14 protein-coding genes, 1 tRNA gene and 2 pseudogenes are annotated in these 17525 nt (G+C 71.4%); 11 read left to right on the forward strand and 6 right to left on the reverse strand.

Annotated features, from left to right (window positions below; genetic code table 11):
* The first annotated feature begins 384 nt into the window (after positions 1-384).
* Positions 385-738 carry a WhiB family transcriptional regulator gene (locus AC1DYZ_RS04345; protein ID WP_456824886.1) on the forward strand — a complete coding sequence of 118 codons (354 nt, stop codon included), beginning with the start codon at positions 385-387 and terminating at the stop codon, positions 736-738.
* A gap of 7 nt (positions 739-745) precedes the next feature.
* Here AC1DYZ_RS04345 and AC1DYZ_RS04350 read toward each other — a convergent pair whose 3' ends face one another.
* Together AC1DYZ_RS04350 and AC1DYZ_RS04355 are read right to left on the reverse strand one after the other, a co-directional pair.
* A complete protein-coding gene (locus tag AC1DYZ_RS04350) occupies positions 746-1792 on the reverse strand; it encodes a thiamine biosynthesis protein ThiF (RefSeq protein ID WP_477063981.1) in 1047 nt (348 codons plus the stop codon).
* Between the two features lie 103 nt (positions 1793-1895).
* The gene (locus AC1DYZ_RS04355; RefSeq protein ID WP_370504085.1) at positions 1896-2054 is read right to left on the reverse strand and encodes a DUF5679 domain-containing protein; all 159 of its coding nucleotides are present in this window, start codon (positions 2052-2054) and stop codon (positions 1896-1898) included.
* 191 nt (positions 2055-2245) lie between these two features.
* On the opposite strand from AC1DYZ_RS04355, the pseudogene AC1DYZ_RS04360 reads away from it, so the two are divergent.
* A pseudogene (locus tag AC1DYZ_RS04360) lies at positions 2246-2824 on the forward strand (YgjP-like metallopeptidase domain-containing protein); the annotation flags it as partial.
* Positions 2825-3203: 379 nt separating this feature from the next.
* Here the strand turns inward: AC1DYZ_RS04360 and AC1DYZ_RS04365 are convergent.
* Complete coding sequence (locus tag AC1DYZ_RS04365; RefSeq protein ID WP_477063982.1) at positions 3204-4607, reverse strand: zinc-dependent metalloprotease; 1404 nt, start codon at positions 4605-4607, stop codon at positions 3204-3206.
* Between the two features lie 65 nt (positions 4608-4672).
* On the opposite strand from AC1DYZ_RS04365, the gene AC1DYZ_RS04370 reads away from it, so the two are divergent.
* Both AC1DYZ_RS04370 and AC1DYZ_RS04375 read left to right on the forward strand, forming a co-directional pair.
* Positions 4673-5737, forward strand: coding sequence for an NAD-dependent epimerase/dehydratase family protein (locus tag AC1DYZ_RS04370; RefSeq protein ID WP_477063983.1), 1065 nt, complete (start codon positions 4673-4675; stop codon positions 5735-5737).
* Positions 5738-5760: 23 nt separating this feature from the next.
* A complete protein-coding gene (locus AC1DYZ_RS04375; RefSeq protein ID WP_477063984.1) occupies positions 5761-6870 on the forward strand; it encodes a YlbL family protein in 1110 nt (369 codons plus the stop codon).
* A gap of 3 nt (positions 6871-6873) precedes the next feature.
* Here the strand turns inward: AC1DYZ_RS04375 and AC1DYZ_RS04380 are convergent, their stop codons facing one another.
* Positions 6874-7452 (reverse strand): PPA1309 family protein, encoded by a 579-nt coding sequence (locus AC1DYZ_RS04380; protein ID WP_477063985.1) that lies wholly within the window; start codon positions 7450-7452, stop codon positions 6874-6876.
* A gap of 140 nt (positions 7453-7592) precedes the next feature.
* Between AC1DYZ_RS04380 and AC1DYZ_RS04385 the strand changes: the two genes are divergently transcribed.
* The 4 genes and pseudogenes from AC1DYZ_RS04385 (at position 7593) to AC1DYZ_RS04400 (ending at position 12422) form a co-directional block, all read left to right on the forward strand.
* Positions 7593-10574, forward strand: coding sequence for a UPF0182 family membrane protein (locus AC1DYZ_RS04385; protein ID WP_477063986.1), 2982 nt, complete (start codon positions 7593-7595; stop codon positions 10572-10574).
* A gap of 97 nt (positions 10575-10671) precedes the next feature.
* Positions 10672-10745: transfer RNA gene (locus tag AC1DYZ_RS04390), tRNA-Met, on the forward strand.
* A gap of 908 nt (positions 10746-11653) precedes the next feature.
* Positions 11654-12094, forward strand: a pseudogene (locus AC1DYZ_RS04395) (maleylpyruvate isomerase N-terminal domain-containing protein); the annotation flags it as partial.
* A 49-nt stretch (positions 12095-12143) separates the two neighbouring features.
* Entirely contained in the window at positions 12144-12422 is a 279-nt protein-coding gene (locus AC1DYZ_RS04400) for a hypothetical protein (RefSeq protein ID WP_477063987.1), read from the forward strand.
* 157 nt (positions 12423-12579) lie between these two features.
* On the opposite strand, the gene ribB is transcribed toward AC1DYZ_RS04400, so the two are convergent.
* A complete protein-coding gene (gene ribB, locus AC1DYZ_RS04405; protein ID WP_477063988.1) occupies positions 12580-13233 on the reverse strand; it encodes a 3,4-dihydroxy-2-butanone-4-phosphate synthase in 654 nt (217 codons plus the stop codon).
* Positions 13234-13478: 245 nt separating this feature from the next.
* Between ribB and AC1DYZ_RS04410 the strand changes: the two genes are divergently transcribed.
* Both AC1DYZ_RS04410 and rbsD read left to right on the forward strand, forming a co-directional pair.
* Positions 13479-14402, forward strand: a complete 924-nt coding sequence (locus tag AC1DYZ_RS04410) for a sugar-binding transcriptional regulator (protein WP_477063989.1) — start codon at positions 13479-13481, stop codon at positions 14400-14402.
* 36 nt (positions 14403-14438) lie between these two features.
* Entirely contained in the window at positions 14439-14864 is a 426-nt protein-coding gene (gene rbsD, locus AC1DYZ_RS04415; RefSeq protein ID WP_477063990.1) for a D-ribose pyranase, read from the forward strand.
* A 125-nt stretch (positions 14865-14989) separates the two neighbouring features.
* Here rbsD and AC1DYZ_RS04420 read toward each other — a convergent pair whose 3' ends face one another.
* Positions 14990-15883, reverse strand: coding sequence for a ribokinase (locus AC1DYZ_RS04420; RefSeq protein WP_477064050.1), 894 nt, complete (start codon positions 15881-15883; stop codon positions 14990-14992).
* Positions 15884-15984: 101 nt separating this feature from the next.
* Here AC1DYZ_RS04420 and AC1DYZ_RS04425 point away from each other — a divergent pair, with 101 nt between their 5' ends.
* Complete coding sequence (locus AC1DYZ_RS04425; RefSeq protein WP_477063991.1) at positions 15985-17496, forward strand: FGGY family carbohydrate kinase; 1512 nt, start codon at positions 15985-15987, stop codon at positions 17494-17496.
* Positions 17497-17525: the final 29 nt, after the last annotated feature.

Genomic DNA, 17525 nt, shown 5'->3' on the forward strand with positions numbered 1-17525 from the left:
CGCAGAAACTGCGAGGGTCCGAGCCGGAGAGGGGGTGGGTGCACTGATGGAGAGCATCACGATGATCGCGACGCCGAACGCTTATGCGTTCCTCCCGCGACTCGTCGCACCCGTCTCGTTCCGGTCCCAGGGGATCGCTGCGCCCATCGGCGGCAGCGCCCTGGAGCTCACGGGGGGCCTTGCGAAGCGTCGTACGGCGACCGATCCCCGTCAGCACCTGATCCGGACTCCCATGATCTGACCCTCCACAGAGGGCCTCAGGCCGCGGAGTCCGAACTCGGACCCGCGGCCTTTCTGTTTCTCCCGATGAGTCGGGTGGACGGGTGGGCGTTCGGTCCGGCACCGACGCAACACCCTCACCAGCAAGGACATCAGGAGGACATCGTGCGGCTCACGACGCTGCTCGACACGGTGAACCACGGCGGATCCGGTCCATGGCCCCTCACCGACAGCACTTCGGCGACTGACGACCGCCAGACCTTCGACCAGATGGTCGCCGACTTCATCCCGTGCCGGGCGGGCGACCCCGAGCTGTGGTTCGCCGAGCGGACCGCAGACGTGGAGCGGGCCAAGGCCCTGTGCCGCGAGTGCCCGCTGATCGAGGGCTGCCTGGCCGGCGCCATCGAGCGCGCGGAGCCCTGGGGCGTCTGGGGTGGCGAGGTGTTCGTCGGCGGTGTGGTGGTCGCGACCAAGCGCGGTCGTGGTCGCCCACGAAAGAACGCGGTCCCGGCGGCCTGATCGCGACTCAGCCGGCCGTGACACGTCCCTGCGCGCCCACCAGCGACGCCGGGAGGGCGGTGCACCCACACTCGGGGTGCACCGCCCACGTGCGTCTGCGGGGGATCGCGTCCGGCAGGCCGACCTCGTAGGTGGCGCCCGGTGCCAGTCCCGGCTCGCGGTCGAGGTGCGCCAGCACCGCCGCGGCGCCGATCCCCGCGCAGACCGCGGAGACGGCGCCGGCCTCGCCCGGGACCACCCGGTCGGCACGCAGCTGTTCCGTGAGCGACGGCCACGCGGCGTCGGCGTCGGCGCGGTGCAGGTCGAGGCACCGCAGGCACGGTCCCGCTCCGGGGACGACGAACGGGCCGACGACGATGTCGGCCTCGCGCACGACGACCGAGAGGTGGGCCGTGGAGCCCGCGACCAGCACCGGGCCGCGCAGCGGGTCGGCGACCCGGTCCTCGACGAGCACCACGGCATCGGGGCGGCGGTCCGACACGGTCGCCGCGTGCGGGGCGACGTCGCGCACGAGCCGGGCGGCCACATGCTCGCGGACCGATCCGACGTCGGACCACCGGTATCCGCACACGCCGACGTCGGTCGAACGCACCGGTCGCCCGTCGTCGACGAGCACGGTCCCGACGCCGCCCGCCGCGAGCCCGACCGCGATCCCCAGCCCGGTGGGCCCGAGCCCGAGCACCCCGACCACCCGGTCCGCGMGCCCGCGCACGAGGCCGGGGCCGTCGCCTTCCGCGCGCAGCAGGGACCACACCTCCGCGTCGGCGGCCGCCGGACCCCGCAGCAGCGGTCGTCGCGGCAGGTCCTCGGTGAGACCGGCGGCCGCCAGGGTGCCGACGATGTGCCGCACCCGGGCCGGGTCCACACCGACGCCGGCCGCGACGACGTCGAGCCCGGCGAGGTCCGTGCGCGAGTCGACCCCGAGCAGGAGCTCCGTCTCGGCGCGCGTGAGGTCCGGCAGCCGGACGGCCCAGCGCGGGTCCGTGCCCACCTGGACCTCGGTGGCGGTGCGGCGCAGCACCCGCAGCCCGGCTCGCAGTCGCATGTCGGTCACTCTGGCAGCGTGCCGCGCTCCCCGATGGGAGTCGTCCACAGGCGCCGGGCATGCCGAAGGGCACCGTCCTGGCGGACGGTGCCCCGTGGCGGTGCTGGTGGGCTCAGGCCTTGCCGAGGATCCGGTTGAGCTTCGTGCCGCACACCGGACAGGTGGCCTTGGCCATCCTTCGACCGGATTCCGAGATCACGACGTCGCCCTCGGCCTCGCGCTTCTCCTTGCACTTCACGCAGTAGAACTCGCCTGCATACGTCTCGGCCATGGGGCCCTCCCTCGGTGTCGTGCACCGGACCGGGGAACCGCCGGCCGGCGGCCGGGCGTGGTGGTGCAACAACGCCCGCGCGACCTACACAGTAGTAGTCGAGCCGCCCACAGCCCGCGGAATCGTGCAGGACGCGCCGTGCGGCGATGGGTGAACCGGAGTGCGTCGGCGGCCCGCGCTACCGTGCACCTGTGCAGCCCACGCAGGACCTGTCGCAGGTCGAGATCCGTCGCTCGCGCAAGCGCGTGCGCACGGTGACGGCCTGGCGCGAGGGCGACCGGACCATCGTGGCCATCCCGGCGCGGTTCACGCGGGCGCAGGAGAACGAGTGGGTGCGGCGCATGCTCGCCCGGCTCGACACCCAGGAACGGCGCCGTCGACCGTCCGACGACGAGCTCTCGTCGCGCGCCGCCGAGCTCTCGGCCCGGTATCTCGCCGGGCGGGCGCGGCCCACCAGCGTGCGCTGGTCCAGCAACCAGGGCCGTCGGTGGGGGTCGTGCACGCCGTCGGACGGAACCATCCGGATCTCCGACCGCGTCCGCGGCATGCCGAGGTGGGTGCTCGACTACGTGCTCCTGCACGAGCTCGCGCACCTGCTGCACGCCGGGCACGGCCCGGACTTCTGGGCCGAGCTGGACGGCTATCCGCGCACGGCGCGCGCGCGAGGGTTCCTCGAGGGGTACGCCTATGCCGCGGAGCGGGGCGCGTCCCAGCCCGAGGAGTCCGACGGGGAACCGGGTGCCGACGTCCCGGCGGACGAGGTCGACGACGGCGGCCTCGAGGAGCCGGAGGACGTCCTCACCGACGAGCTGACGGCCGAGGAGCTGGCTGGCGACGATCCCGCGACGGACGATCTCTCGGCCGACGACGACGCGATCGGCCAGCTCGAGCTCGAGCTCGGCGACGTGGACTCCGACCGAGACCGCTGAGCGGCGCGGGGGTCTACGGGCTCGCTGACCGTCGGATCCGCACAGCGGCGGGGCCACGGGTTCGGCGCGTGGACGCCGACCGAGACCGTTGAGCGGCGCGGGGGTCTACGGGCTCGGCGACCGTCGGATCCGCACAGCGGCGCGGGACCACGGGTTCGGCGACGTCGGCTCCGACGCCGACCACTGAGCGGCGCGGGACCGACGAGCTCGGGCTGACGCCCTATGGGGCCGTCGGGCCGGCGTCCGGGTCCTCGCCCAGGATCTCAGCGAGGGCGCGGTCGACCTCGGCGGCGTCGTCGACAGCCGTCGCGCGGCGGGCGGCGTAGCCGGACGGGTCGTCGAGGTCCTCGGTCCCGGGCAGCAGGTCGGGGTGGTCCCAGACGGCGTCGCGGGCGGCCGGGCCCCTGTCGCGGCCGATCTGCGCCCACAGCGCCGCGGCATCCCGGAGGCGGCGCGGCCGCAGCTCGAGGCCGACGAGGTTGGCGAACGTCTGCTCGGCGGGCCCGCCCGCGGCGCGACGGCGGCGGATCATCTCGCGCAGGGCCATGGTGTGCGGCAGGTGGGGGAGCGCGGCGGTGGCGGTGACCTCGTCGACCCAGCCCTCGACGAGGGCGAGGGCCGTCTCCAGCCGCTCGAGCGCGGCGACCTGGGCGGGCGTCGTGTGCGGCGCGAAGACGCCGCCGGACAGCGCCTGCTGGAGCGCCGCGGTGTCGGTGACGTCGATCGACCGGACGGCCTCCTCGAGCTGGTCGGCGTCGATGGTGATGCCGCGCGCGTAGGTCTCGACCGTGGCCAGGAGGTGCGACCGCAGCCAGGGCACGTGGGTGAACAGCCGGGTGGCAGCGGCCTCGCGGAGCGCGAGGAAGAGGCGGACCTCCTCGGCGGGCGCATCGAGACCCTCGGCGAAGGCGTCCACGTTGGCCGCGACGAGCGCCGGCGCGGGCCGGTCCAGCAGGGGGAGGCCGATGTCGGTGGTGCCGAACACCTCGTGCGCGAGGGTGCCTGCGGCCTGGCCGACCTGCATGCCGAACACCGCGGACCCCAGCTGGCGCAGCAGCTGGCCGGGCTCGATGCCGCCGGGGAGCGCGAGCTGCTCGTCCGACTCGCCCGAGAGGGCCCCGCCGAGCGCGCCGACCAGGGCGATCGACAGCGACGACGCGACGGGCTCGGTGAGCGTCCGCCAGGTCGGCAGGGTCGCCTCGACCCACTCCGCCCGGCTCCAGGCGCGCGCGGCACCGGTCGACGGCGGGAGATCCGTGGCCGCGTCGAGCCAGAGCTCGGCGACGGCGAGCGCGTCGAGCACCTGCCGGGTCTGCGCCGTCGTGAGCGACGGGTCGCCCCCGGCGGCGGCCTGCTGGCGGGCCAGATCGTGGGCCATCTGCCAGTTGACGGGGTCGTCCCCCGAGGCGGACAACAACGCCTGGACCTGCGCGAACACCTGCTGGAGCGCGGCGGGGTCGTCGGGAAGGCCCGAGGCCGCGGCCATGGCGGCGGGGTCGAACCCGCGCTCCTGCAGCTCGCGGATCGCGTCGTCGGCGCTGTCACCCAGCATCGCGCGCATCACCTGTTCCCAGGCGGGCACGCCACCATCGGCTCCGGGGACAGCGGAGTTGTCGGGGCTCACGGGGACCTCCTGCGACGATAGGGCCGGCTGCGGACCACGGTAACCGCGCAGCACAGGAACGAGGGATGGTGGGCGAGCAGATTCGCTCAGGGCGCAGCAGGCGCCCGACGGCACCGGAGCGTGCCGACGACGTCGTCGTCGTCGGCCGCGGACCGATCGCGGCCGCGATCGCCGCGGCCTGGGGCGGCCAGGTGCGGAGCGTCGAGGAGGTGCCGGCGGAGGACCCGGCCGACGTGCTCACGGGAGCGACGGTCGTCGTGCTCGTCGCGCACCCGGGGGACCTGGTCGCGTCCGCCGTGAGGAGCCGACGCGAGCGGGAGGCGGCGATCGTCGCGCACACCCAGCGAGGGCTCGCCGCCGCGCGGGCCGTCGGGGCGCGGCACGTCGTGGCCATCTCGTCGGCGGTCGTGTACGGGGCGTGGCCGGACCGGCCGGTCATCCAGGACGCCGACCCGCTACCCTCCGCCGACGAGGCCRCCCGCGACGGCCTGGTCGGCGACCTGCTCGCCGCCGAGGCGGTGCTGGCGCGAGGCAGCCGCCGCACAGCCCCACGGGTCACCGTGCTGCGGCCGGCGGCCGTCGTCGGCGCGGGCGTCGACACGTTCGTCACGCGCCACTTCGAGGCGCCGCGGCTGCTGACCGTCCGTGGGGTGTCCCGCCAGTGGCAGTTCGTCCACGTCGACGATCTCGCCGGGGCGGCGAGGTTCGCGGTGGAGCACGCGCTGGCGGGCGTGCTGACCGTGGGGGCGGCCGACGTGCTCGAGCCCGGAGACGTCGAGGCGGCGGCCGGGATGCGCCGGATCGAGCTGGCGGCGGCCACGGCGTTCGGCACCGCCGAGCGGCTGCACCGGGTCGGCGTGCTGCCGGCGCCGGCGTCGGAGCTCGCGTTCGTCGTCTATCCGTGGACCGTCGCGGCCGACCGGCTGCGGGCCGCGGGCTGGGAGCCCAGGTGGTCCAGCGCGGCCTGCCTCGACGTGCTGCTCGAGGGCGTGCAGGGTCGGCTGGCGGTGGCCGGGCGGCGGGTGGGCACGCGCGACGCCGCGGCGCTCGGCGCGGCGGGGGCGGCCGTCGCGCTCATCGGCACCGCCGCGGTGTGGCGTCAGGCGCGGGCGGCGCGTCGTCGACCATGAGCCCGGCAAGGGATGATGTGGGCGTGCTGGACCAGCCCCCCTCCCCGTTCGACGGCTCCGACGAGGTCCTGGCCGAGCCCGAGCGCGTCAGTCCGCGATCGATCATGCTGTCGGCCGGCATGCTGGTCACGGCGCTGCTCCTGGCCCTCCTGGTCGTGCTGCCGGTGCCCTACGCGGTGAACAGCCCCGGCCCGACGCGCGACGTGCTGGGCGAGCACGACGGCACGCCGCTCATCCAGATCTCCGGCGCCGAGACCTATGACTCGACCGGCGAGCTGCGCCTCACGACGGTCTCGGGCACCGGCGGCCCCGGCTTCCCCTCCAGCGTGGTGGGCGTGCTGCAGGGCTGGCTCTCGAAGTCGGTCGTCGTGCAGCCGGTCGAGCTGCTGTACCCGCCCGACCAGACGCAGGACGAGATCGACAAGTCGAACACCGCCGAGATGGTGTCGTCGCAGGAGAACGCGACGGTCGCCGCGCTCACGGAGCTGGGCTACGAGGTGCCGGCCACGCTCGTCGTCGCCGGCACGGTCGAGGGCACCGACGCGGCGGGCAAGGTCGAGGAGGGTGACGTCATCGTCGCGCTCGACGGCACCCCGGTGCCCGACTACCAGGGTCTGATCGAGCTGCTCGACGCGGTCGAGCCCGGGTCGACGGTCACGCTGACGGTCCGCCGGCACGGCCAGGCCGTCGACGTGCCGATCGTCACCGCCACCAAGGACGACGGCGGTGCGCAGATCGGCGTCTACATCGACCCGACCTTCGACCTGCCGGTCGACGTGACCATCAGCATCGACGACATCGGCGGCCCGAGCGCCGGCACGATGTTCGCGCTGGGGATCGTCGACAAGATGACCCCCGAGGACGAGGCGAAGGGCAAGGACATCGCCGGGACCGGGACCATCGACGTCACGGGCGAGGTGGGGCCGATCGGTGGCATCCGGCAGAAGCTCGCCGGGGCGGACCGGGACGGTGCCACCTGGTTCCTCGCGCCGGCGTCCAACTGCGACGAGGTCGTCGGGCACGTCCCGGACGGGCTGCGGGTGGTGCGCATCTCGACCCTGCACGAGGCCCGCGAGGCCATCACCGCGATCGGCGCGGGGACCGCCGCTGACCTGCCCACCTGCACGAGGTAGCGGCTACTCGAGGGTCGTGCGCACCGCGGCGACGAGCCCCGGCACGAGGTCCGGGCCCTGGCCGACCTGCTCGTCGGTGTCGTTCGCGCGCGTGCGGACCGCGCACCACGAGGGTCCGTCGCGCAGCGCGCCCACGACGAGCCGCACGTCCTGGCGCTCGGGGTGGCCGAGCAGGTAGTCCAGGGCCGCGTCGGTGTCCTGCGGCATGGCCTCCTCGGCGGCGGGCGGCAGGACCACGCGCTCGACCGTGACGGCCATGCCGTCGACCGTCGCCGGCCACGAGAGGCCGGCCAGCAGGGTCTCGAGGTCGGGCGCCTCCGGCAGCTCCTCCTGCTCGACCGAGGTGAGGTGCCACGGCTCCGCGCGGGCCGCGGCGAGCACGGCGGGATCCAGCTGCGCAGCCAGGCCGGGCTCCGTGGTCAGCATCGCCTGCGTGCGGACCAGCGCGAACACGCGCACCGGGCCGTCCCAGCCCGCGGCCGCGACGTGGTGCTCGATCTCCCGGACGGAGTCCGCCAGGGCGGTGAGTGCGGGGGAGGCAGACGCCACGGGGTTCAGGGGGTTCACAGGGTTCACAGCCACGGCCTCATCGTCGCATCCGTGTGGGAACCTGTGCCTCGACCGGCACGTTCAGCGTGCGAGTGGTGTGCGTCTTGTGCGCGGCACTCGGCGCGGTCCGCGACCGTGTCCACCCTGTTGCCGACGACGAGGACCGCCACGCCGTGACCTTCGGAAGCCCGCCCCGACCCCGCACCGCGCCACGGCGGCGCCGCGGGGCGCTCGCCCCGACGCTGATCGTCCTCGGGGCCATCGTCATCCTCGTGCTGATCCTCGCCCAGGTGTGGACGGAGGTGCTCTGGTACCGGCAGCTCGGCTTCACCAACGTGATCGCGACCGAGTGGGGCACCCGCGCCATCCTGTTCGTGCTGGGGTTCGTGGTGATGGCCGGGGCGGTGTTCTGGAGCCTTAGCTTCGGGTACCGGTCCCGGCCCGTGTACGCGCCGTCGACGCAGGAGCAGGCGAACCTCGACCAGTATCGCGAGGCGATCGAGCCGCTGCGGCGCCTGGTGATGATCGTCGGACCCGCCGTGCTCGGCCTGTTCGCCGGTGCCGCGGCGTCGCAGCAGTGGCAGACGATCCAGCTGTGGATGCACGGGGCGCCCGTCGGCAAGACCGACCCGCAGTACGGCATCGACCTGGGCTTCTACCTGTTCACGCTGCCGGGCCTGCGGTTCGTCGTCTCGTTCCTCATCGCCGTCACGGTCCTCGCGGGCATCGGCGCGCTCGCCACGCAGTACCTCTACGGCGGCCTGCGCGTGGGGGGTCCGCGCGGGGGAGCGCCGCGCACCACGCGTGCTGCTCGCGTGCACCTGTCGATCATCGCCGCGGTGCTCATGCTGCTCATCGCCGCGAGCTACTGGCTCGACCGGTACTCGATCCTCATGAACACGAAGCGCGACCAGAAGTTCGCGGGCGCCTCGTTCACCGACGTGCACGCCGTCATCCCGTCGAAGGCGATCCTGGCGGGCATCGCGATCTTCGTCGCCGCGATGTTCATCGTCACCGCGGTCCGCGGCAACTGGCGTCTGCCGGCCATCGGGGTCGGCCTCATGGTCGTCGCCGCGATCGCCGTCGGCGGCATCTACCCCGCGGTCGTGCAGCGCTTCCAGGTGCAGCCGAACCAGCAGGACGCGGAGGCCGACTACATCCAGCGCAACATCGGCGCCACGCTCGACGCCTACGGCCTCGACGACGTCGAGAAGACCGACTACGACGCCAAGGTCACGGCCGAGGCCGGCGCGCTGCGGGCCGACGCCGACACCACGGCGTCGATCCGGTTGCTCGACCCGCAGATCGTCAGCCCGTCGTTCAAGCAGCTCGAGCAGATCCGCGCGTTCTACGACTTCCCGGACTCGCTCTCGGTCGACCGGTACACGATCGACGGCCAGAGCCGCGACACGGTGATCGCCGTGCGCGAGCTGTCGCTCGAGGGCCTCGACGCCCAGCAGCGCAACTGGACCAACGACTCCACGGTGTACACGCACGGCTTCGGCGTCGTCGCCGCCTACGGCAACACCACCGCCGTCCGCGGTGCGCCGGCCTTCTGGGAGGGTGGCATCCCGTCGGAGGGCTCGATGGGCGAGTACGAGCCGCGCATCTACTTCAGCCCCAAGGCCCCCGCGTACTCGATCGTCGGTGCGCCCGAGGGCACGAAGCCGTGGGAGCTGGACTACCCGGACGACGCCTCCGGCGGCGCGGTGAACAGCACGTTCCCGACGCAGACGGTGTCCGCCGGTCCGACGATCGGCAACCCGCTCACCAAGCTGCTGTACGCCCTGAAGTTCGGCTCGGAGCAGATCGTGTTCTCCGACCGCGTGACCAGCGACTCGCAGATCCTCTACGACCGCGACCCGCGTGAGCGCGTCCAGAAGGTCGCCCCCTACCTGACGCTCGACGGCCGGGTGTACCCGGCGGTCGTCGACGGCCGCGTCAAGTGGATCGTCGACGGCTACACGACGTCCGACCAGTACCCGTACTCGGCGTCGCGCCCGCTGGACGAGGCGACGACGGACTCCCTCACCGAGTCCTCCGAGACCGTCCAGGCGCTGCAGCCCAAGACCGTGAACTACATCCGCAACTCGGTGAAGGCCACGGTCGACGCCTACGACGGCTCGGTCACCCTCTACGCGTGGGACGCCGAGGACCCGATCCTCAAGGCGTGGAACCGCACGTTCCCGTCGACGCTCGAGCCGCTGTCGTCGATCGACGGTGACCTCATGAGCCACATCCGCTACCCCGAGGACCTGTTCAAGGTGCAGCGGTTCCTCCTGGCCCGGTACCACGTGACCGACGCCGGCCAGTTCTTCTCAGGCAACGACTTCTGGGCCAACCCGAACGACCCCACCAGCAGCGTCGCCGTGCAGCAGCCGCCGTACTACCTGACGCTCAAGATGCCGGACCAGGACGCGGCCAGCTTCTCGCTGATGTCGACGTTCATCCCGACCGGCACCAACGCGCGCAACGTGCTGACGGGGTATCTCGCGGTCGACGCGGACGCGGGCAGCGAGGCCGGGAAACCCTCGGCGGACTACGGCAAGATGCGCCTGCTCGAGCTGCCACGCGACTCGACCGTGCCCGGTCCCGGCCAGGTGAACAACAACTTCGTCGCCGACCCGACCGTGTCCAACGAGCTCAACATCCTCGGCCGTGGCGACTCCCAGGTGGTGCGCGGCAACCTGCTCACCCTGCCCATGGGCGGCGGGCTGCTCTACGTGCAGCCGGTGTACGTCCAGGCCCGGGCGGGGACCACGTTCCCGCTGCTGCAGCGCGTGCTCGTGGCGTTCGGCGACGACATCGGGTTCGCGGACACGCTCGACGGCGCCCTCGACCAGGTGTTCGGCGGCGACTCCGGGGCGGACGCCGGCGACGCGGGCACCTCGCCCGACGCCGGCACGCCACCGGACACGGGCACCGCACCGCCGCCCACCGGGACGGAGACGCCCGCGCCGGCGCCGACCGACACGGGCACGGATGCGACCGCCCGCGCCGACCTCGACCGCGCGCTGCAGCAGGCCAAGCAGGCCATCTCCGAGAGCCAGGCCGCCCTCGCGATCGGCGACTTCGGGGCCTACGGCGACGCGCAGAAGCGGCTCGAGACCGCCGTGCAGAACGCCGTCGACGCCGAGGCGCGACTCGCCCAGTGACCGTGCCCCCGATCGGCGGTGGTGACGTACGCCACCGCCGATCAGGGGGTCCGCGATTTGGTCGGCCCTGGGGCGTGGGGTAAGTTGTACTCACCGACGCGGGGTGGAGCAGCTCGGTAGCTCGCTGGGCTCATAACCCAGAGGTCGCAGGTTCAAATCCTGCCCCCGCTACAAATGAAGTTGCAGGTCAGAGGCCCTTTCGCTCCGCGGAGCGAAAGGGCCTCTGGCGTTGATGTGGGCAACATGTGGGCAAGAGCGGCGGCTGGATGCCCGCGGATTGGTCCGGACCTCGGTGGACACGAGGCTCCCCGAACGCGGGTCGACGTGCGCGGCGCGATCCCTTTGGCCGGGCCGAGCCTCCTCCTGCGGGTGCCATCCAGCGCAGTTTCGCGGTCACGGCGATGCGACCTTTGAGCGATGGCGGGAGTCGCACAGGTGTTCGATACGCTGCGTCCGTGAGCGGTGTCGGTCGGCGTGAGGTGTCGAGCAGGGAGTTGCCCAAGCACGTGCCGATGCGGCCGCAGGGCGACGTCCCGGTGATTGCGCGGGTGGTCTGGTCGGACGGTGCCGAGGAGTGGCGACCCGCTCGTGCGGTGCGATGGACGCCCACGCACGTCATGGTGGCTTGGCGGGACGACCAAGACGATCCACGTTCGGAGCGCCATGAGTGGTTGCGCGCTGGGGACGTCGCCAGGTCGGTCAGCTGGTTGGTGGCCCCGCAGGCGCCGCTCCGACTTGGGCACAGGCGATCTGCGCCGTCTCGACGATCGCTCCCCCCGCTCTGATCTCGGTCCCGAGGGATTGAGTCTGTGGGCGACGGGCGCCGTCACGGAGGGGTGTGCACAGCCAGCCATCAAGACGCGACGCGGCCGGTCCCAGAGGCCGAGGGAGAGGGCCTCGGACTGGCCCACCGAGAGTGATCACGGAGTGGCCGCGCTCTATCGAGCATCACGAAGCGCGCTCGGGGATCCAGTCGGATACGGCGCCAATGTCGAGCGCTCAGGAGGGTCGGACCGCGCAGGCCTACTACGCCCGTCTGCTTCGCGCCCTGAGCGACGACGAGCTCGACGTCGCCGTCTGCCGTCACCGAGTGGTCGAGGCGCCGACTCGTGGCGCACGTGGCCCTGGACGCGCGCGCAACTACCCGGCGGACCGAGTTCGCGGCGTCTGGCGTCTACGAGCCGATCTGGTCCTCGCTACGGGAACGCGACGAGATCGAGGCCTACACCGCGACGTTGCCCCCTCAGGCGCTGCGCAACCTCGCGCAGCACACGTCGATCCATCTAGACGTCGAGTGGCGAGACTTGCCGCCGACGGCGTGGAGTGAGTGCCTGCCTGATCTGGACGGTCGGCCGACACCGTTGCGGGCGAGCGTCCCTGGTCGCTCGCGCCTTCTCTGGTGGGCAGCAGTGGGCCTCGGCAGCGGAGGTGACATCGGCGACGCACCGCAGGAGATCCGGCTGGCGCTGGGGCAGATCTGGCGCCGGTCGGACGACTTCGGCTCGACGTATCAAGCCTGATGCTGCGGCTCATCAGCAGATCATCGGACTGGTCGACGGCCTGCCCGCAGTGGTAGTCGGCGCCGTCATCGCGTCAGCCGGCGCCGGACTGCTCCTGCCCTCGCTGGTGACATGGGCACTGTCCACCGTGCGCTTCGAGGAGCGCGGCCGGTCCACGGGACTGTGGCAGTCCGCGTTCTTCGGGGGTCAGTTCCTCACGCCGCTCATCATGGGTGCGCTCACCGCGCTCGCGGGCGGGCTTGCCACGGCGGTGGGAGTGGTCGCGGTACTTGCGGCGCTCGTCGGGCTGACCATGCTGCGCGCGTCACGCACACCCATCGGATCGTGACGCTGCAATAGCCGGCAGCCCCCGGAGCCGAGGCTGGGCCTGCTGCCCTCCGGGCAGTACGGATCCACATCCCAGACAGAACCGCTTGCGCCTGCTGGAGGATCGTGACCGTCGTCCAAGCCTGTCCACGTCTACGTTGGTCGGGCGGCGGACCCGGCTACCGACTGCGGAGGTACGCCGCGAGCTCGTCGATGGAGATCTGGGGCAGTGAGTGACGTCGGGAGAAGCGGCGAAGCCGTTCGCCCCGGAGCATCTCGCCGTAGCGGTCTGCGATCTCACAGATGACACCGACGGGCGGCAGGCCCGCAAGTATCGCGAGATCGAGTGCCGCCTCCGTGTGGCCCGGGCGTTCCAGGACACCGCCGCCGACGCCGATCAGGGGAAAGATGTGGCCCGGCCGCACAAGGTCATCAGCTGTCGTAGCGGGACTCGCGAGGAGTTGAACCGTGCGAGCGCGGTCCTCGGCGGAGATTCCCGTGGTGACGCCCTCGGCCGCATCGACCGAGACGCTGAAGGCGGTCCGGAGTGCTTCCGTGTTCCGGTCGACCATCGGGGGCAACATGAGTTCGCGCGCGCGATCGGCTGTTAGAGGGACGCAGATCAACCCTCGGCAGTTGGACATCATGAACGCAATGTCGGCCGGTCGGACGTGCGCAGCGGCCATGACGAGGTCGCCCTCGTCTTCTCTGCCCGGGTGGTCGGTGACAACAACTGAGCGCCCTTGCTGCACCGCGGCAATCGCTGCCTCGACCCTGGCAGGACCGACTGGGCGCTCGCGCCGAGCCTCTGTCGCGATGCGTCGAATAACCACGAGACCGGAGTCTCGCACGGGAAAGGGGGCGGATCGATCCCGGGCTCGCTAGATGGTCCGCACGCGTACGTGCGTGACGCTTGACCTGGCGAGATGGGGTGCTCGCAAGCATCGACGCGATACGCTCCGTCGGCGGCTTCCAGCCGTCGCAGCGGGTGGGGTTCGAAGGGTTCTCAATGAGTAGCAGTTCCGGGAGGGCGGGTGCCGCCCGCGGGTCGGCGGGCCCGGGCGATCAGACTCGCCTGATGGCCAAGATCGCGCTCATGTACTACGAGCGTGGGGCGAGACAGACCGAGATCGCTGAGGAGCTCCACGTCTCGCAGTCGAAGGTCTCCCGACTGCTGTCCCGCGCCGCTGAGGTCGGCATCGTGCGCACGATCGTCACCGTTCCGACCGGCGTACACACCGACCTTGAGACGCAGCTCGAGCGCAAGTTCGACTTGCTGGAGGCGGTCGTCGTTGATGTGTCGGGCGACGATGCCGAGATCACAGCGGCTCTCGGGTCCGCATTGGCGACGTATCTCGAGGCGACCCTCACGGGCGGTGAGGTGGTTGGTATCTCGTCGTGGTCGGCGACTCTCCTTGCGGCCGCCTCCGCCATGAGGCGTTCCTCTGGTCGAGTCGTCGACCAGGTCATCCAGATCGTCGGGGGTGTGGGCGAGTCGCGGGTTCAGGTCCAGGCGTCCCGCCTCCTCAGCCAGCTCGCTGATGCGACCGGAGCTGAGCCGGTCTTCATGCCGGCGCCAGGGGTTCTCGGCTCGGCCTCGGCTCGCCGGGTCCTTGTCGACGACCCGGCTGTGTCAGCAGTGATCGATTCCTGGAGTGGTCTGACGACTGCGCTCGTCGGGATCGGGTCACTAAAACCCTCTCGCCTGCTACTTGAGTCGGGCAACTCAGTGGCCGAGCGGGACCAGGACGAGCTGCGGGCAGCGAGCGCCGTCGGGGACATCTGCCTTCGCTACTTCGATTCACACGGGTCCGTCGTCAAGTCAGGGTTCGACGATCGGGTCGTCGGTATCGGTCCTGAGCAATTCCGAACAATTCCGCGGCGCATCGGAGTCGCCGGTGGTGAACGCAAGCACGGGGCGATCCTGGGTGCCGTGCGCGGTGGATGGCTGAACGTGCTGGTCACCGACGTCGACACAGCTACCCGACTTGCTGAAGCCTGACAGCGCGCACGACGAGCACGATCGTGCGACCCAGGCTTGTCGCGGACCGTCACCCGAACCGAAGGGACGCCCGAGATGAAGCGGAGCGGAATCATCCACGGCGATCTGGCGGGTCACGTCGCGCGTCTCGGCCACACGGATCTCGTCGTGGTGGCCGACGCGGGCCTGCCGATCCCCACCGGTGTCAGGGTCGTCGACCTCGCGCTCGTGTACGGCCAGCCGCGCTTCAACGTGGTTCTCGACGCTCTGCTTGCCGAGCTGGTCGTCGAACATGCCTGGATCAGCGAAGAGGTGGCGGGTAGCGCGCCTGAGCGATGGATCGAGAGCCGGCTCGAGGTGACCGTGGACCGAGTGCCGCACCACGTGCTGAAGCGGATGGTTTCCGAGGCGAGCCTGGTGGTCCGGACCGGCGAGGACACTCCGTACGCGAATGTGGTCCTGCGATGCGGGGTGCCCTTCTAGGGCGACCGTCGCTCCCCTCCAGCACCTCAGCGGGCATCTCCAGAAGGACTCCACTGCCGCGCGGCATGTGAACCCCGACCGCTTTCGGTCCGGCGCCCCAACAAACGCGCGAACGCCGCTCCGCGTTAAGGCAATGAGTCGCCCGCCCAGGGGTAGGACGCCTGAGCCCCCAGGCGCGTCACGGACGCTGCGGCGACCCTCGTCGCCCAGAGGGCAGCCGAGTCGAGCGCGGACCCCTTCGAGATCTCGGCCGCTAGTGCACCAACGAATGCGTCGCCGGCACCTGTGGAGTCACGCGCCTCGACGAGACGAGCGGGGTGGGACCACGTCGAGCCCCGGTCGTACCCCGTGACGCCCGAAGCGCCGAGGGTGATGATCACCGAAGAGACGCCCAATTCGGCGAGCTCGAGGACCGCGTCCTGCGGCCGATGGACGGGATGACCGAGCAGCGCTGCGGCCTCGTGCTCGTTCACGACCAGGGGATCGGCCAGGCGAAGCGTCTCGTGAGGCAGCCTCGATGCCGGAGCGACGTTGAGAAGAACACGGCTGCCGTGGCGGTGTGCGAGTGCCGCAGCATGGATCACCGTCGGTAAGGGGATCTCGGCCTGTAGAACACACACCTTTGCCTGGACCAGCAGCTCCTCGGCCTCGTCGACGATCTGGGGGGTGACAGCACCGTTCGCGCCGGGGATCACGATGATCGAGTTGTGCGAGTCGGCCGAGAGCGTGACGACCGCCAGGCCGGTGGCTCCCTCCACCTGACGTACGTGATCCAGGCCGACACCGGCCTCACGCAACCCGGACAGGGCGGTAGCTGCGTGTGCATCGGACCCGACAGCCCCGACCATCGCGACCGACGCACCTAACCGCGCCGCCGCGACGGCCTGATTGGCTCCCTTGCCCCCGGGCAGAGTGACGCCCTCGCGACCGAGAACCGTCTCACCGGGGAGCGGATGGCGTGTGACCTGCACGATCAGGTCCACGTTGATCGATCCGACGACGACGACGTCGTGAGGCATGGGGGTCTCCTTTGACACGATTTGGTAACCGTAGTTGACATCGGGGCCCCCCGTTCTTACGGTTGGGGCTACTTCATTCAGAGCGGAATGGATATGCACGCATGAACCAGCACAGCACGCAGGCCCCAATGCGGCCCGCCGGTCGTGGCGCCGTCCTTGCGCTGGACCAGGGGACTACGAACACCAAGGCCCTGCTTGTTGACTCCGCGAGCGGGGCCGTCTTGTCGTCCGCCTCGCGTCCCGTCGGCATCTCCTTCCCAGCGCCGGGGTTCGTCGAGCAGGACGCCGCCCAGCTGCGCGACGCTACGTTCGCCGCGGCGCTCGAGTGCCTACGGGTCACCGACTCGATCGCGCTCGAAGGGATCTCGATCTCCAACCAGCGCGAGTCGGTGGTGTGCTGGAACAAGCAGACCGGCGAGCCCCTCGGCCCAGTGCTCGGCTGGCAAGATGCCCGCACCGCAGCGTGGTGCGTTGACCTCGCATCCTCCGGCCCGGATGTCGCGCAGGTCGTGCGCACACGGACCGGCTTGTCGCTCGACGCGATGTTCTCCGCCCCGAAGATGCGCGCCGCGCTCGACCAGGCGCGGGCCGCCGGAGTAGACATCCGGGACATCGCGGTGGGGACCGTCGACTCGTGGCTGATCTGGTCGCTCACAGGTGAGCACCTCACCGAGATGGGAAACGCGGCCCGCACCTTGCTCCTCGATCTCGAGTCCTGCTCGTGGGAGCCCCAGCTGCTCGACCTGTTCGGGATCCCGGCGAGCGCCCTTGGTGAGGTTCGCGGATCGGACGCGGGCTTCGGTCGCACGCGACCGGGAACCCCGCTGCTGGTCGGTCTGCCGGTGTTGGCGGTGATGGCCGACTCACACGCGGCGATGTACCAACAGGGGTGCCTGGAGCCGGGCACTGGCAAGGCAACATTTGGCACCGGTTCATCGGTCATGGCACCGGTCGCGACGAGCAAGGGCAGAGCGACCGGGATCGCCACGACACTCGCCTGGCACATCGAGGGCTCGCCGACGTATGCCCGGGAGGGCAACATCATCGCGGCGGGCTCTGCGCTGGACTGGATGGCAACGATGCTGGGCGTGCCCGAGGGCGCATCCGGTGGCGCCTACCTGACTGATCTCGCCGGTGGGGTCGTCGATGCGGACGGCGTTTCCTTCGTGCCGGCATTCTCCGGACTCGGCGCACCGTACTGGGACCGTTCCGCTGATGGCGTGCTGCTCGGCGTGACGGCTGGGACGACCAGGGCGCACCTGGCGCGGGCCGCGCTGGACGCGGTCGCCCACCAGGTCGTCGACGTGGTCGAGGCAATCGAGTCCGACGGCCTGGTACACATCGACGCCCTTCGGGCCGATGGCGGCGCCACCCGCTCTCCTCTGCTGATGCAGATCCAGGCCGACCTGCTCGCTCGACCGGTGCTGGTGGGCGATGCGCCCGAGGCCTCCGCGCTCGGTGCCGCGGCGCTCGCCCGACGCACGCTCGGCCACCACGTCGATGCCGCACAGCCCGCCACCCGTTTTGACCCCGAGTCGAGCGACCTCGGTCCAACGCGAAGGGCCTGGGTCCGAGCAGTCGCCAGATCACGGGGGCTCGCAGCTCAGGACTGATCGACCTCGACGCAGCAAGCAGCAACTCA

The sequence above is a fragment of the Cellulomonas sp. P1_C4 genome (assembly GCF_056406355.1).

Excerpts from the sequence above, each read along its gene's own strand:
- AC1DYZ_RS04420 (WP_477064050.1), bottom strand. The coding sequence starts at position 15,883 with ATGCCTCACGACGTCGTCGTCGTCGGATCGATCAACGTGGACCTGATC.
- AC1DYZ_RS04410 (WP_477063989.1), top strand. The coding sequence starts at position 13,479 with ATGGCCAAGATCGCGCTCATGTACTACGAGCGTGGGGCGAGACAGACC.
- AC1DYZ_RS04425 (WP_477063991.1), top strand. The coding sequence starts at position 15,985 with ATGAACCAGCACAGCACGCAGGCCCCAATGCGGCCCGCCGGTCGTGGC.
- AC1DYZ_RS04355 (WP_370504085.1), bottom strand. The coding sequence starts at position 2,054 with ATGGCCGAGACGTATGCAGGCGAGTTCTACTGCGTGAAGTGCAAGGAG.